Annotated in this window: 16 protein-coding genes; 4 read left to right on the forward strand and 12 right to left on the reverse strand. The window is 63.2% G+C overall.

Features of this window, described 5'->3' with window-relative positions:
* Nucleotides 1-213 precede the first annotated feature (213 nt).
* A complete protein-coding gene (locus BG60_RS10050; RefSeq protein ID WP_008350779.1) occupies nt 214-555 on the reverse strand; it encodes a BON domain-containing protein in 342 nt (113 codons plus the stop codon).
* A gap of 450 nt (nt 556-1,005) precedes the next feature.
* Between BG60_RS10050 and BG60_RS10055 the strand changes: the two genes are divergently transcribed.
* Complete coding sequence (locus BG60_RS10055) at nt 1,006-2,493, forward strand: RNA polymerase factor sigma-54 (RefSeq protein WP_008350781.1); 1,488 nt, start codon at nt 1,006-1,008, stop codon at nt 2,491-2,493.
* A gap of 72 nt (nt 2,494-2,565) precedes the next feature.
* On the opposite strand, the gene BG60_RS10060 is transcribed toward BG60_RS10055, so the two are convergent.
* The 9 genes from BG60_RS10060 to BG60_RS10100 form a co-directional block, all read right to left on the reverse strand.
* On the reverse strand, nt 2,566-3,477 hold the full coding sequence (locus tag BG60_RS10060) for a YihY/virulence factor BrkB family protein (protein WP_034471304.1): 912 nt from the start codon (nt 3,475-3,477) through the stop codon (nt 2,566-2,568).
* 116 nt (nt 3,478-3,593) lie between these two features.
* Nucleotides 3,594-3,941, reverse strand: a complete 348-nt coding sequence (locus BG60_RS10065) for a hypothetical protein (protein WP_008350784.1) — start codon at nt 3,939-3,941, stop codon at nt 3,594-3,596.
* 108 nt (nt 3,942-4,049) lie between these two features.
* The gene (otsA, locus tag BG60_RS10070) at nt 4,050-5,504 is read right to left on the reverse strand and encodes an alpha,alpha-trehalose-phosphate synthase (UDP-forming) (protein ID WP_008350786.1); all 1,455 of its coding nucleotides are present in this window, start codon (nt 5,502-5,504) and stop codon (nt 4,050-4,052) included.
* A gap of 190 nt (nt 5,505-5,694) precedes the next feature.
* Nucleotides 5,695-5,931 carry a hypothetical protein gene (locus BG60_RS10075; protein ID WP_008350788.1) on the reverse strand — a complete coding sequence of 79 codons (237 nt, stop codon included), beginning with the start codon at nt 5,929-5,931 and terminating at the stop codon, nt 5,695-5,697.
* A 224-nt stretch (nt 5,932-6,155) separates the two neighbouring features.
* Nucleotides 6,156-6,374 (reverse strand): hypothetical protein, encoded by a 219-nt coding sequence (locus BG60_RS10080; RefSeq protein ID WP_008350790.1) that lies wholly within the window; start codon nt 6,372-6,374, stop codon nt 6,156-6,158.
* A gap of 222 nt (nt 6,375-6,596) precedes the next feature.
* On the reverse strand, nt 6,597-8,000 hold the full coding sequence (locus tag BG60_RS10085) for a sigma-54-dependent transcriptional regulator (RefSeq protein WP_008350792.1): 1,404 nt from the start codon (nt 7,998-8,000) through the stop codon (nt 6,597-6,599).
* A 323-nt stretch (nt 8,001-8,323) separates the two neighbouring features.
* On the reverse strand, nt 8,324-8,557 hold the full coding sequence (locus tag BG60_RS10090) for a hypothetical protein (RefSeq protein ID WP_008350794.1): 234 nt from the start codon (nt 8,555-8,557) through the stop codon (nt 8,324-8,326).
* 71 nt (nt 8,558-8,628) lie between these two features.
* The gene (locus BG60_RS10095; RefSeq protein WP_008350795.1) at nt 8,629-8,946 is read right to left on the reverse strand and encodes an ElaB/YgaM/YqjD family protein; all 318 of its coding nucleotides are present in this window, start codon (nt 8,944-8,946) and stop codon (nt 8,629-8,631) included.
* 47 nt (nt 8,947-8,993) lie between these two features.
* Nucleotides 8,994-9,323 carry a hypothetical protein gene (locus BG60_RS10100; RefSeq protein WP_008350796.1) on the reverse strand — a complete coding sequence of 110 codons (330 nt, stop codon included), beginning with the start codon at nt 9,321-9,323 and terminating at the stop codon, nt 8,994-8,996.
* 589 nt (nt 9,324-9,912) lie between these two features.
* On the opposite strand from BG60_RS10100, the gene BG60_RS10105 reads away from it, so the two are divergent.
* From BG60_RS10105 to BG60_RS10115, 3 genes are all read left to right on the forward strand, one after another.
* Nucleotides 9,913-10,980, forward strand: a complete 1,068-nt coding sequence (locus BG60_RS10105; protein WP_008350797.1) for a sigma-54 interaction domain-containing protein — start codon at nt 9,913-9,915, stop codon at nt 10,978-10,980.
* A 295-nt stretch (nt 10,981-11,275) separates the two neighbouring features.
* Entirely contained in the window at nt 11,276-11,830 is a 555-nt protein-coding gene (locus BG60_RS10110; protein ID WP_034471306.1) for a hypothetical protein, read from the forward strand.
* Nucleotides 11,827-12,351 carry a hypothetical protein gene (locus BG60_RS10115; RefSeq protein WP_008350799.1) on the forward strand — a complete coding sequence of 175 codons (525 nt, stop codon included), beginning with the start codon at nt 11,827-11,829 and terminating at the stop codon, nt 12,349-12,351. Before BG60_RS10110 ends, BG60_RS10115 begins: the two co-directional genes overlap by 4 nt.
* A gap of 63 nt (nt 12,352-12,414) precedes the next feature.
* On the opposite strand, the gene BG60_RS10120 is transcribed toward BG60_RS10115, so the two are convergent.
* Together BG60_RS10120 and BG60_RS36815 are read right to left on the reverse strand one after the other, a co-directional pair.
* The gene (locus BG60_RS10120; RefSeq protein ID WP_034471308.1) at nt 12,415-12,816 is read right to left on the reverse strand and encodes a type II toxin-antitoxin system HicB family antitoxin; all 402 of its coding nucleotides are present in this window, start codon (nt 12,814-12,816) and stop codon (nt 12,415-12,417) included.
* A gap of 11 nt (nt 12,817-12,827) precedes the next feature.
* On the reverse strand, nt 12,828-13,118 hold the full coding sequence (locus BG60_RS36815; RefSeq protein ID WP_420912049.1) for a type II toxin-antitoxin system HicA family toxin: 291 nt from the start codon (nt 13,116-13,118) through the stop codon (nt 12,828-12,830).
* Nucleotides 13,119-13,153: the final 35 nt, after the last annotated feature.

The following is a 13,153-nucleotide window of genomic DNA, read 5'->3' on the forward strand; positions in this document are numbered from 1 at the left end:
CTGCGAGGTGCTGCGCACTGGTGAAGCGTCTTGCGAGAACTTGCGACTGAAGCACCGGACGACGAAAACGTGAACCGATGCCTCCAAGCGAGAACCCGCGCTTCGTCCGAGTCATCGCCTTTTGCGGCGAATCGTCGAACCCGCGCGGGTTCCGGTACTGCTGGCACTCAACCGCGGCCCGCCGAGGCGAAGCCGGGCATACGAACTATGCCATTACTTGGCGGCAATTTTAAGATGGTTCTTCACGGAAGCAACACCCGAGACGTTCGAGACGACTTCTTCGGCGGCGGTCTTGTCTTCCGCCGACGGCACCGTGCCCGTCAGCGACACGACGCCCGCGTGCGTCTTGACGTGGATATGCGTGGACTTGACGTTCTTCGCGCCGAGCAGTTCGGCCTTCACTTTGGTGGTGATCGCGCTGTCGTCGACCTTCTGGCCCATCGACGTGCCAGAACCGCTCGTCGACGACGCTGCGTTGGTCTGTGCGCCGACGTTGAGCGCGAACACCACGCACGCGATACCGCCGGCTGCCTTCAGGATTTGAGTCGTCTTCATGTCGATACTCCCTTTTTTCGATTTTGGTCTGACGCCGCGTTCACGCATTCCGTGCTAGATGCGGCTCTTCGATGACGTCCGCGCCGTAGCACGCGGATCGTGAACTTCGATCCGCAACTTGCGTGCCAGATCCGGCGGCCGCGCGAGCCGACCGAAGCCGAAGCGTCCTGAATGCCCCGCGCGGCAAGGCCTGAGTGCGTGGGCGAACAAATCTTCGACGTTCATTGGAAGGCTTGCCCGCACGCAACGCGACGCGCCTGAAACCCGCAGCGGTTTTGTCTGAGCGCGTGTAAAAACTGCGTGAAAGCGGCCTCGGAAAGGCTTCAAAAGAAGGGTGCCGGTGACGAAAAACGTAGTCCCTGCACGACCTTAACGTTCGATGGCATGGCTGTTGCTTTATTAGTCGCAAACCTGCCCATCACGTCTGGAACAATCGAGGATTAGCAAGCAATGCCGCCTACACTCGAACTACGCGCGAAGCAAACGCTCGCACTCACGCCGCGCCTTCAACAGTCGGTTCGCCTTCTGCAACTCTCGTCGCTCGAGTTCCAGCAGGAACTGCGAAACGCACTGGATACCAACCCCTTTCTCGAATACGACGAGTCCCAGACCGAGGACAACGCGCTCGGCGCCGACAACGGCAGCTCGATGTCCGACTCGACCCTGTCGACCACATCCGACAACGCCACCGAGACGCCGCTCGCGCCCGAAGCGAGCATGGAAGCCGAATCGAACGTGGATTCCGGCTCGCGCGACGATTCCGTCAGCGAATTCTCGTCCGATCCGTTCGGCCGCGGCGCGTCGCGCAACAACGGCGACGGCGAAGGTTCCGATCCCGCCGACTGGGTTCGCATCGAACCTTCGTTGCACGAAACGCTCCACGACGCGCTGCGCCTTTATCAATTGAACGAACGCGATCGCGCCATCGCGCAGCTCATCATCGAAGCGCTCGATGACGACGGCTATCTGCGGCAGGACTTGAGCGACCTCGCGAATGTCGTGGAGATCGAACCCGCGCTTCACGAGGACGAACTCAACATCGCGCTGAAGCTCGTGCAATCGCTCGACAAGCCGGGCGTCGGCGCGCGCAATCTCTCGGAATGCCTGACGCTCCAACTCCAGGCGCTCGACGAGGACACGCCGGGCCGCGCCGTTGCGATGGAAATCGTCGCGCATCATCTGGAGCGCCTCGCACGCCGCGAGCAGGCGGAACTGCAGAAGAAGATCGGCTGCAGCGCGGATGAACTGCGCATCGCGTGCGCGCTCGTACGCCGCCTCGATCCGAAACCGGGCGAGAACTACGGATCGAGCGAGGACAACTACGTCGTGCCCGACGTCATCGTGCGTCAGGTGAAAAAGCAGTGGGTCGTGACGATCAATCCGGCGGTGTTGCCGCGTGCGCGCATCCATCGGATGTACGCGGAACTGTTCGCGCAGTCGGCCGGCGCGAGCCGTTCGCCGCTCGCGCAGCAGTTGCAGGAAGCGCGCTGGCTGATTCGCAACGCGCAGCAGCGCTTCACGACGATTCAGCGCGTGGCCGAATGCATCGTGTCGCATCAGAAGGCGTTCTTCGATTACGGCGAAATTGCGCTGAAGCCGCTCGTGCTGCGCGATGTCGCCGATGAACTCGGCCTGCACGAATCGACCATCTCGCGCGCGACGGGCAACAAGTACATGGCGACGCCACGCGGCATCTTCGAGTTCAAGCACTTCTTCCCGCGCGAGCTGTCGACGGAAAGCGGCGGCACGTGTTCGGCCGCGGCCGTGCGCGCGCTGCTCAAGGAAATGATTTCGAAGGAGAACACGCGCGATCCGCTCTCCGACGTGAGTCTCGCGAAGATGCTCGCCGATCAGGGCGTGATCGTCGCGCGCCGGACGGTAGCGAAGTATCGCCATCTGATGAAGGTGCCGCCTGCGGAATTGCGTCGTCAGGCGTAAGGCGTTTCACCCATCACAGCGGGTAACTGCTGAAGAGGCCGTCCCTTCGCGGACGGCCTCTTTCATTGATGCTCAACGCCAGCCCGATGCGCGATGCGTGCGCTTCCTCGCCGCCGTCGCCGCTAGCTCCGCGCCTAGCAGAAACACCGCCGCCGAGTAGTACAGCCACATGAGGATGATCGCGAGCGAACCGGCCGCGCCGAACATGTTCGCCGTGCCCGCGTGCGCGAGATAGAACGCGAAGAGGCGCTTGCCGGCTTCGAAAAGCATCGCGGCGGCGGCGGCGCCGAGCGCGGCATCGCGCCAGAGCATGCGCGTCGTCGGCAGGAATTTGAGCAGCACGGTGAAGGCGATCATCAGCACGCCGAGCGATATCGCGCGTCGCGTCAGCCCCGAGAGCACGACGAACGGACTGCCATCGCCCAGCACCCAATGTCCGAGCAACTCGACGAGCGCGTCGAGCACGAGCAGCACCGCGACCAGCAAACCCGAACCGACCACGAGCCCGAACGACATCAGCCGCACGCGCAGCAGCGTGACGATGCTTTCGCGCGTGCTCACGGCGGGCGTCGGCCAGATGACGTTGAGCGCGCTGTGCAGCGACGAGAATGTCGCCGATGCGCCGATCAGCACGCCCGCGAGCGACAGGATCGCCGTGCTGCGCGCGATGTCCGCGTGCCACGCGTTCGCGACGATCGCTTCCAGCGCGTGCGCCGCATCGACGCCGACGACGCCGCTGATTTCGTCGAAGAGCCTGCCTTGCACGGCATCGGCGCCGAAGAAGACGCTCGCCACCGCGATCACGATGACGAGTGTCGGCGCAAGCGAGAACGCGGCGAAGAACGCGATCGCCGCCGAGAACATCAGGCAGTGGTCCTGCGACCATTGCATGACGGGATCGACGATCCACGAAAGCCAGCCGAAGCGCGACGTGCGGCCCGATGCGACGGGCGCGGATTGTGTGGCGGAGACGTCCTGATCCATCGTGAGCGTGACTGGGAGCAATCCGACGATGTTAGCCCCGCGATGCGAAGCGCGTGTAAAAAGCGGCGCGCTCCGTCCGGAGCGCGCCGCTTGCAGTGTGCCTCAGCCGATGCGTGTCAGGATCGGTCGGCTGCGGGGTCGGCGTCCTCGTCGGGGAGATCGCGCGTTTCGTCCTCGATTTCGTCGGGCAGGATGTCGGCATCGGCTTCCAGATTGTTGTCGCCATCCGCCGATGCCGCCTCGCCCGTGCCGAAGCGGTCCGTATCGCTGTTCAGCTCCGCCTCGGACTGCCCGAGCGCGTGGGCGTCGAGCTCGTCCTCGATGTCGCCGGGATAGCGCTTTTCGCCCTGCACGTCGGAGCCGCTATCCGACGAGTCGCTCGGGCCGAGCGCGCCGGTGCCGTGTCCCTTGCCGTATTCCGCGCCGTCGTCTTCGGGCGGGTTCAATGTGCTTCCGCTCATCATGACCTCCTTCGTTCGTGTCCACGATGAATCCGCAAGTCCCGTTCCGCGCGTAAAAAACCCGCGCTTCTTTCGAAGCGCGGGTTCTTCTCTATCGGCGAATCGGAGCGTTCAGGCCTTGGCGGCCGGCCGCTTGGCTTCGGACGCGCCCTGCTTCACGGTCTTGACGGTTTTCTCCGTGACGGAAGTCGCCGTCGCGACGCTGCGCAAGTCCGACAGGAACGAATCGCGCCAGACCGAAAGATTATTCTCGCGCAGCGGCGCCATCATGTCGGCGTGACGCGCCTGGCGTTCGGCGAGCGGCATCGACAATGCGCGCTCCAGCGCTTCGGACATCTGCGACAGATCGAACGGATTGACGACGAGCGCGCCCGGCAACTGGTCCGCCGCGCCCGCGAACTGCGACAGGACGAGCGCGCCTGGATCGGCCGGATCCTGCGACGCGACATATTCCTTCGCGACGAGATTCATGCCGTCGCGCAGCGGCGTCACGTAGCCGACTTGCGAGAGCCGGAACAGCGCCATCAGCAGATTGCGCTCGTATTTGCGGTTGAGATACTGGATCGGCGTCCAGTCGAGCTGCGCGAAACGTCCGTTGATGCGCCCCGCCTCGCCTTCCAGATTCTGTCGAATGCGCTGATAGGTCTGCACGTCCGAGCGCGTCGGCGGCGCGATCTGCACGAGCGACACGCGCCCATGCCAGCCGGGCGCATTCAGCAGCAGGCGCTCGAACGCCTGAAAGCGCTCGACGAGACCCTTCGAGTAGTCGAGACGATCGACGCTCATGATGAGCTTGCGGCCGCGCATGCTGTCACGCAGGCTTTTCACCGGCTTGCGGTTCGAGAACTGCTCGGCGGCCTTGGCGATGGCGTCCGGATAAATGCCGATCGGATACGCGCCCACCTTGAGCATGCGGCCGAAGGCCTGAAGCATGCCGTCGTCGTCGTTGTAGTGGCCGCGGCTCGTGCGTTCCACGTAATCGATGAACGACTGCTTGTCGGCATCCGTCTGAAAGCCGACGACGTCGTACTGGCACATCGCCGCGATCAGTTCCTCATGCGGCGGAACCGTACGCATCATCTCCGGCACCGGAAACGGAATGTGCAGGAAGAAGCCGATCGGATTCGCGACGCCGAGCTTGCGCAGCTCCTGCGCGAACGGGAGCATGTGATAGTCGTGCACCCAAATGATGTCGTCGGGCTTGAGCAGCGTCTTCAGCTTGGCCGCAAGACTCGCGTTCACGCGCATGTAGCCCGCGTACTCCTCTCGATCGAAGCGCGAGAGGTCGTTGCGATAGTGAAAAGTCGGCCACAGGGTGGCGTTCGAGAAACCTCGGTAATACTGGTCGTAATCGCGGCGCGTCAGGCCGACGGTCGCGTAGGTCACTTTTCCGCTGTTCTCCAGAACAGGCGCGCCCGATTCGCCGACGATCTCGCCGCTCCATCCGAACCACACGCCCCCAGTCTCCTTGAGCGCGTCCAGAACGCCGATCGCGAGGCCGCCCGCGCTGGGCTTGCCTTCCTGGATCGGTGCGACGCGATTCGATACCACGATCAATCTGCTCATTACAGCATCACCTCTCAGTTGTCGTTGCATGCTCGAATTGGCGATCAAGGGTATGCAAAAGCTGTGCCTTTTTGTTGGTTTTTGTAAACGAAAGTTTGTATGGAGATGTTACGGACGAACGAAAACACGCGGCGAAGGCGCGCCGCGTAGAAATTTTTGTTCTTTTGCCGGATGCTGCCGCCGGCTGAAATCACGAGTCCTGCTCGGAGCCCAAATCGCGCTGATAGTCGATTCCTTCGCGCCGCACGCCGCCCTGATTGTGTTCGCCATCGGGCGGAACGCCAGGCGCGGGGCGGTTCTGCGAGGCGGGATCGTGTTCGGCGGGCGGTGCGGACGCGCTCTGCGTGCCGGCCGACTTGGCGGCTTCGGCGCGCGCTTCGCGCTTGGAAGAATGACGCGCGGAGCGTCGAAGTGCGGGATGCCTCATGATGCCTCCAGGTAAGAAGGCCGTCGCGATAGTGACGTCGGCGGCGTCGGACCGATGCGCTGCGATGAGCGCGGCTTCAGAAAAAACGACCGGCGACAGAACGTGTCGCCGGTCATCGTTGCGTCATCCGTTGTAATCCCTACGTCCGGGATGGAAACTTATTCAAACCTTGCACGAATTCTGGGCATTGTCCAACGTCTGCGGTTCAACATCGTTCTGACACGCTATTGCACATGCGGCTGATCGCCCGGTCCAGGCGGCGGATCGCCGATCGGCTGCGACGGCGGTTCGGGCGGCTCGCGCGTCGGGTCCGGATTGGTGTCGGGCGGAATCGGCGTGGGCGGCGGCTGGTCCGGCGGCGTCACCGGCGGGTCCGGCGGCTGCGGCGTCTGAGCTTCGAAACGGGCATCGTCGGAAGCGCGGATCGACATGTTGAGTGACATGATGGGCTCCTTGCGGTCTTGTGATCGTACTTTTCCCATCCGCGACACGCACTGGCGCGACTGCGCGGATGTCATTCGATCGGCAGCAAGGGCCATGCCCCTGAGACACATCGGCTACGTTCGCTTCTGAGACATTATCGGCGTAGAAAACGCGCCTGCCAATGAAAAACGCCTGCGGTTTTACAAGCCGCAGGCGTCGATTTGTCTAAAGATACGCGAAGTTCAGGGATTTTCGCTGTCGGAATCGCTTATGTCGCCGCCTTCGCCGACGGCAGCCTTGTTCGCATCCTCGCCGTACTCGACGAGCCGGTTATAGAGCGTTTTCAGGCTGATGCCGAGGATTTCCGCCGCGCGCGTCTTCACGCCGCCGCATTGATCGAGCGTCGCCAGAATGAGCTGACGGTCGGCCTGCGCGAGCGACGTGCCGAACGGAATCGTCACCGCCGTGCCCGCCGACGGCTTCGAAAGCGAAATCTGCAGCGGCACGGTCGCGGTGCTGTCCGAGTCCGACGCCGACATGATGTACGCGCGCTGCACGTAGTTCTTCAGTTCGCGCACGTTGCCGGGCCAGTTGTACGACGCCAGCATCTCGCGGACGGCGGGCGGGAAATCCTTTTTCGTGTTGTACCGGGCGTTCAGTTCGTCGAGAAACGCCTGGCCGAGCAGCTCGACGTCCTTGCCGCGCTCGCGCAGCGGCGGCAGGTTGATCGGGAACACGTTCAGACGGTGATAAAGGTCGAGGCGCAGCTTGCCTTCGAGCACGGCCTGCTCGGGATCGCGATTGGTCGCGGCGATCAGGCGCACGTCCGTCTCGATTTCCTTGGTCGTGCCGACGCGCATGAACATGCCCGTCTCCAGCACGCGCAGCAGTTTCACCTGAAGCTCGATCGGCATTTCCGTGATTTCGTCGAGGAACAGCGTGCCGCCGTTCGCGCGTTCGAAATAACCCTTGTGCTGCCGATCCGCGCCCGTGAACGAGCCGCGCTCGTGGCCGAACATCTCCGATTCGATCAGGTTCGGCGAGATCGCGCCGCAGTTCACCGCGATGAACGAATGCTTGCGGCGCAGCGAGAGCTCGTGCAGCGTCTGCGCGGCGACTTCCTTGCCGGTGCCCGACTCGCCGATGAGCAGCACCGATGCCGCCGTCGGCGCGACGCGGCCGACCTGGTCGTAGACGGTCTGCATGGCAGGTGAATTGCCCAGCATCAGGCCGAAGCGCCCCATGCGGCGCAACTCGCCGCGCAAGGTGCCGATTTCCGCTTTCAGGTCGCCGGCGCGCGGCAGGCGCGAAAGGATGGCCTTCACGCGCTGCATGTTGATCGGCTTGACGAGGTAGTCGGCGGCGCCCATCTTGAGCGCGCTGACGGCGGATTCCACCGTCGCGTGTCCCGTAATGACGATGAACTCGACGCCCGAGCGCGGATCGAGATCCTCGAACAGGTCGACGCCCGTGCCATCGGGCAGTTTGAGATCGGTGAATACGACGTCCGGCGTTTGCCGCACGAGCTGGATGCGCGCCTCGCGCAGATCGCTGGCGGTGGCCGTCGTCAATCCGTCTTCGCCGATGATCGCGGCTAGCGCCTCGCGGGTACTGGGATCGTCATCGACAATCAATACGTGTGGCATTGCGTTTCGAATTCTTCCTAAGCGTTTCAGGGTCACACGCCAGGTGGCGGCGTGGTCTTCTCCGCGCGGCGGCGCTGCCGCACGGGCCGGTGCGATTCGCGGTTACGGCCGAAAAAAGATAATCGGCGTCACGCAGAATGCGCGAAAAATAAAATAATTTCCGATTTCTGCACGCTTGATTCGGCCCAAGTAAGTTTTTCCATTTAGGCAACTTATGGCCGAAGTTTCACTGATTATAAGCGTTTATCAAGATGAAAACGCACGCTGGTCCAGCGTGCGTTTGATTGATCGGACCATTAATTCGGCCGAATGTCTGAAGTGAATCAACTCCGCGGAAAATGCCATGCATCGGCGGTGCCGCCGACCGCACCGTGGCCATTTACGGCCTGCCCGCTCGCGCCGGTGGCGGGCGTGAGCACCTTGCCGCCCTCGTCTTCCCAACGGCTCAGATCGCGTGCAGTGCGCCGCCCGGCGTCCTGAGACTGCACCCACTTCCATGCGAGAACGCCGCCTAGCGCGAACAGCGCGCCGAAAATTCCGATTGAAGGCCGTGCCATTTGTGTTCTCTCCTTCGTCTAATGAAAATCGCCGCTGTCAGGAAAGCCGGCCGGAGCGATAAAGCTGTAAATCACCGCGAAACCAGAAGTCCCACCAGAAAACCGACGCCCGCCGCCATGCCGAGCGATTGCCAGGGATTGTCCTTCACGTATTTCTCGGTGCAATCGACGCCTGCGCGGTATCGGCTTTGCGCACTCGCCTGTGCATCTTCGAGCGCGCCGCGCGCCGAATCGACGTGATCGCGCAGACGCGAGCGCAGCGCATCGACGCCCTCGCCTGGCAGCGTCGCCGACAAGCGCAGCAATTCCTCCGCGTCGTTCAGCAGCACCTTGATGTCTTCGATGATCTTTTGCTTGCCCAACGCAAGCTGGACAGTCGTTTGACTCATGGAATGTAGTCCTCGCCCAAGTGGGTTTGCGGGATCGTCGGCGCGCGTCAGCGCGTTTCGGCGACCGGCACGCCCGCGACGCGGAGGCGCTCGCCCGCCGCGCTCCGCGCGCGCAGGCTGCGCACGACGCCGCTCGCCATCAACGCGCCGCCCATCGCGCCGAACACGAGGCTCGTCACGTTCGCGGCACGCGCGAGCGCTGGCGTGCCCGCCGCATAGCCTAGCACCGCGCACATCAGCGCGGTCACGAGCGCGACAGCGGCCCAGTGATAGATGTCGATCGGCTCGCCGGCCGTGAGTTCCTTCCGGGTCCGGGCCGGCCGCGTGGGAATCGAGCGCGGATGTGCGCCCCCGTCGAAGTTGAAAATGTCTTCCATGATGCGTTGCCTCTCTCGCCCATCCTCGTGTGTGCGCCTCCGAGACCGCGCCCGTCGGCAATTTTTCGAATATGAGTCACGATGTGAGCCCTATCATGCAGCTTTCGTGCCAGATCCGGCGACACCGCGCAGGACTGCCGATGGGAGGCGAACCCGCCGACGATCGGGTAACAATTACGCCGTCGCCTTGTAAATTTTCAGTACGGCAAGGAGAACCTTTCCGGAAGCGCCGCGAGGGCCCGCGCGATGCAGACAAAATGCGCTGAACGGCCGGCCCGCGCATTGCCGCAATGTCGTTGCGAATGGTTAAATAGCGTTTATGAGATAGGTGCGTTTGCAACGAACCGGCTCTGAACAAGCAGCCGATGCAGACGCGCCTGGACCGACGCTCAACCAGGAACGACGCTCACGGATCGCGTGAGTCTCAAGGGCAGCGCGCAAGGGCGCGTCATATGCCGATGCGCGCGGTCATCCACGGTTGCGCCGCTCGCGCGCGCCGAGCCGCGCCAGGCCGATTGCAACCGGAAGCGCCCGCGCGAGTCCGCCGCCCGCCCACTACATACGCAGCACTCAGGAACGATCAGGACACATGGCGTCAACCGATCTGGATCAGCCGCCCGCCGCGGTCGGCGATACACCCGCGCAAAGAAAACGCAACACGGGGGAAGTGCCGGGCTTGAAGTCTTATGGACTGCTCTATGGCTCGTCGCCCGTGATGCAGGAGTTGTACGCGCAAATCGAGCGCGTGGCCGCGACCGATGCGACCGCGCTCATCATCGGCGAGTCGGGCACAGGCAAGGAGCTCGTCGCCCGTACGATTCACGACCACAGCGCGCGCAAGGACGCGCCGTTCATCGCGGTGAACTGCGGTGCGATTCCCGACAATCTCATCGAGGCCGAGCTCTTCGGCCACGAGAAAGGCAGCTTCACGGGCGCGGTGCAGGGACGCATCGGCTATTTCGAGCATGCGAACGGCGGCACGCTCTTCCTCGACGAAGTGACCGAGATGTCGCCCGTGCGCCAGGTCAAGCTGCTGCGCGCGCTGGAAACAGGCACGTTCTTTCGCGTCGGCGGCAACGATCTCATCAGCTCCGATGTGCGCGTGATCGCAGCGACGAACCGCGATCCTGTCGCGGCCGTGAAGGAAAACGGCCTGCGCGAGGATCTCATGTACCGGCTCGCCGTATTCCCGCTGCGCGCGCCGCCGTTGCGCGAGCGCGATTCGGATCGCGAACTGCTCGCACAGCATTTCCTGTCCGAAATGAACGCGCAGGAAGGCACGAACAAAGTGTTCAGCAAACGCGCGCTCGACGTGCTGCGAACGTATTCGTGGCCGGGCAACGTGCGCGAACTGAAGAACACGGTTTATCGCGCGTTCATTCTGGCGGAGAAGACGGTGGAGATCGCGCATCCGCATCTCGCATCGCGCGTGAAGAAGCCCGTCACGCAAGGCGACGCGATGAACGTCTGGGTCGGTACGCCGCTCGCCGATGCGCAGAAGCAGATCATCCTCGGCACGCTCAAACACTGCGGCGGCGACAAGCGGCGCGCCGCGAAAGCGCTCGGGGTGAGCCTGAAGACTTTGTACAACCGCTTGGGCGCGTACGAAAACGAGGACACCGAGGGCAGCGACGCGTCGTCGAATAGCGAAAGCTGAAGCGTATCCGAGGCGATATCCGCATGACCGGGAAGCGAGCGCAGACATCCGCGCTCGCTTTTTTTTTCGCGCACGGAGCGATACGTGGATCGAAACGTGCTCTTCACGCTTGCAATTTCTTGCAATTTTCTCAAACCGGTAATTAGAAGCATGCTTCAAAATGCGCGAAGCCCGCGTGCGCGTTTCGTCTCTGCGCGTTGCCGGGCGGTGACTTGAGGGCGGAACCTCAAGTAGATTCGAGCCCCTCGAACCCCGATCGCAAGCGTCGGGAAACGGAAGACGAAGGAAAAGCAACATGCAGATCAGGGTTCATCGGCGCGGGTCGCGTGCCGCCGCGCTCGCCGCGATCGTTTCGGGCGCCATCGCTTGCGTGAGTCTCAGCGGATGCAACTCGCTCTACAGCGCAGGCGCGACGGCCGGCGCCGGTATCGCGGGCGCCGCGGTGGCAAACAGTGTCACCAGCAACGCCGCCGTCGCAACGGGCATCGGCCTCGGCGCGGTCGCCGCCGCGCGCGCGGGCGTGCAGTACACGCAGCGCGTCGCGCATACCTACTCGCAGGATCAGATTGCGACGGTCGCCGGTCCGCTTGCGGTCGGCGCGGTTGCGCCGTGGAAGGCCGTGCATTCAGTGCCGATCGAGGACGACGAAAAAGGCCGCGTGACGGTGAGCCGCACCATCAGCAGCGGCGTGCTCGAATGCAAGGAGATCGTGTTTTCCGTCGATCGCGACGCGACCAAGGACCGCCCCGCCGACAGCGCGTTCTACGTGGCATCGGTTTGCCGCGACGGCAACAAGTGGAAGTGGGCGTCGGCCGAACCGGCTACGCCGCGCTGGGGCGCCCTGCAATGACGCTGTCTTTCGACGTATCTTTTGCGCTGCGTCTTGGGCTCGTCGCTGCCGGCGCGGCCGCGTGCGTGACGATGAGCGGCTGCGCATCGATCGGCGCCGCGACGGGTGCGGTGGCGGGCGTCGCGACCGGCGCGTTCACGACGAACCCGGCTGTGGGCCTGGGCGTCGGCATCGCGGTGCAGGCCGCCACCGACGAACTCGTCGCGCGCACGATGAAATCGCTGCATCAGGATCAGCAGGTCATGATCGCGGTGACGGCGGGCATGTCGCAGGTCGGCGAAACGCGGCCATGGAAGGTCAAGCATACGTTGCCGGTCGAGAACGGCCACGGCGAGGTGCGCGTGCTGCGCGAGTTCAATAGCGCGCTCGCGAGCTGCAAGGAATTCGCGTTTTCGGTCGTCGATGGCGACGATGCGAAAGCGCCCGCCGAGTGGTTCGTCGCTACGGCCTGCCAGCAATCCGAAGGATGGAAATGGGCGTCGGCGGAACCGGCCGTCGAGCGTTGGGGGAATCTGCAGTAGGTTTCCCGCGGCTGGATATCGAACGCGCGGCGCTCGTCACGAGCGCCGCGCTTTTTTGCGGTCTCAGCCGTTCGCGATCGCTTCGAGCGCGACCCGCGCCAGAAAGCCGCTGCGGGTTTCGTGGCGCGCCTCGACGTAGCTGTCGATCTTGCGCAGCACGAATCGCGGCAGGCTGATGTTGATGCGCTCGGGACGCGAGTCGAGCTTCGAGAGATCGACTTCGACGTAGGCCCAGATTGCCGTGGCGAAGTCGGAATCGACGATCAGTTCCTCGATGCTTCGCGACGTGATTTCGACTTCCCCGCCGTCTTCGATAATCGACTCGATGTGGAAGAAGATGGCTTCCCGGGCGTTATGAATCGCTTCGTCGATCGTATCGCCGGCCGAAAAAACGCCGGGCACATTGGGCACGGTCACGCCGTAGCAGCTATCAGGATCCTTGTGAATGGCGAGGGCAAACTCCATGTCCAACTCCGTTACGACGAATACAGACGGTTGAGCAATCCGGCGGCTTTGAGTACCGATCTGACGGTCCCGATCGCCACGTCTTTCTTTGGATGAACCACAGTCACACAACCGGTCTTGGTCCTGTGTCTGAACTGGTGATGACTGCCGCGCGAGCGAACGCGCTCCCACCCGTCATCCAGCAGCATTCGTATCAAGCGCGATGAATCCATCTCGTCTCCGAACGCTGCGTGTGTAGCTTTACACACGCAGCAACACTGTTCAAGACGAAAACGGTACGATTCAACGCACCGCGCGAACATTCAGCCAAACGGCCAACGCGCAAAGAAAAAGCGCG

It is taken from the genome of Caballeronia zhejiangensis (genome assembly GCF_000698575.1).
Classification (GTDB): Bacteria; Pseudomonadota; Gammaproteobacteria; order Burkholderiales; family Burkholderiaceae; genus Caballeronia; species Caballeronia zhejiangensis.

Excerpts from the sequence above, each read along its gene's own strand:
- BG60_RS10050 (WP_008350779.1), bottom strand. The coding sequence starts at position 555 with ATGAAGACGACTCAAATCCTGAAGGCAGCCGGCGGTATCGCGTGCGTG.
- BG60_RS10055 (WP_008350781.1), top strand. The coding sequence starts at position 1,006 with ATGCCGCCTACACTCGAACTACGCGCGAAGCAAACGCTCGCACTCACG.
- BG60_RS10060 (WP_034471304.1), bottom strand. The coding sequence starts at position 3,477 with ATGGATCAGGACGTCTCCGCCACACAATCCGCGCCCGTCGCATCGGGC.
- BG60_RS10065 (WP_008350784.1), bottom strand. The coding sequence starts at position 3,941 with ATGATGAGCGGAAGCACATTGAACCCGCCCGAAGACGACGGCGCGGAA.
- otsA (WP_008350786.1), bottom strand. The coding sequence starts at position 5,504 with ATGAGCAGATTGATCGTGGTATCGAATCGCGTCGCACCGATCCAGGAA.
- BG60_RS10075 (WP_008350788.1), bottom strand. The coding sequence starts at position 5,931 with ATGAGGCATCCCGCACTTCGACGCTCCGCGCGTCATTCTTCCAAGCGC.
- BG60_RS10080 (WP_008350790.1), bottom strand. The coding sequence starts at position 6,374 with ATGTCACTCAACATGTCGATCCGCGCTTCCGACGATGCCCGTTTCGAA.
- BG60_RS10085 (WP_008350792.1), bottom strand. The coding sequence starts at position 8,000 with ATGCCACACGTATTGATTGTCGATGACGATCCCAGTACCCGCGAGGCG.
- BG60_RS10090 (WP_008350794.1), bottom strand. The coding sequence starts at position 8,557 with ATGGCACGGCCTTCAATCGGAATTTTCGGCGCGCTGTTCGCGCTAGGC.
- BG60_RS10095 (WP_008350795.1), bottom strand. The coding sequence starts at position 8,946 with ATGAGTCAAACGACTGTCCAGCTTGCGTTGGGCAAGCAAAAGATCATC.
- BG60_RS10100 (WP_008350796.1), bottom strand. The coding sequence starts at position 9,323 with ATGGAAGACATTTTCAACTTCGACGGGGGCGCACATCCGCGCTCGATT.
- BG60_RS10105 (WP_008350797.1), top strand. The coding sequence starts at position 9,913 with ATGGCGTCAACCGATCTGGATCAGCCGCCCGCCGCGGTCGGCGATACA.
- BG60_RS10110 (WP_034471306.1), top strand. The coding sequence starts at position 11,276 with ATGCAGATCAGGGTTCATCGGCGCGGGTCGCGTGCCGCCGCGCTCGCC.
- BG60_RS10115 (WP_008350799.1), top strand. The coding sequence starts at position 11,827 with ATGACGCTGTCTTTCGACGTATCTTTTGCGCTGCGTCTTGGGCTCGTC.
- BG60_RS10120 (WP_034471308.1), bottom strand. The coding sequence starts at position 12,816 with ATGGAGTTTGCCCTCGCCATTCACAAGGATCCTGATAGCTGCTACGGC.
- BG60_RS36815 (WP_420912049.1), bottom strand. The coding sequence starts at position 13,118 with ATGTTCGCGCGGTGCGTTGAATCGTACCGTTTTCGTCTTGAACAGTGT.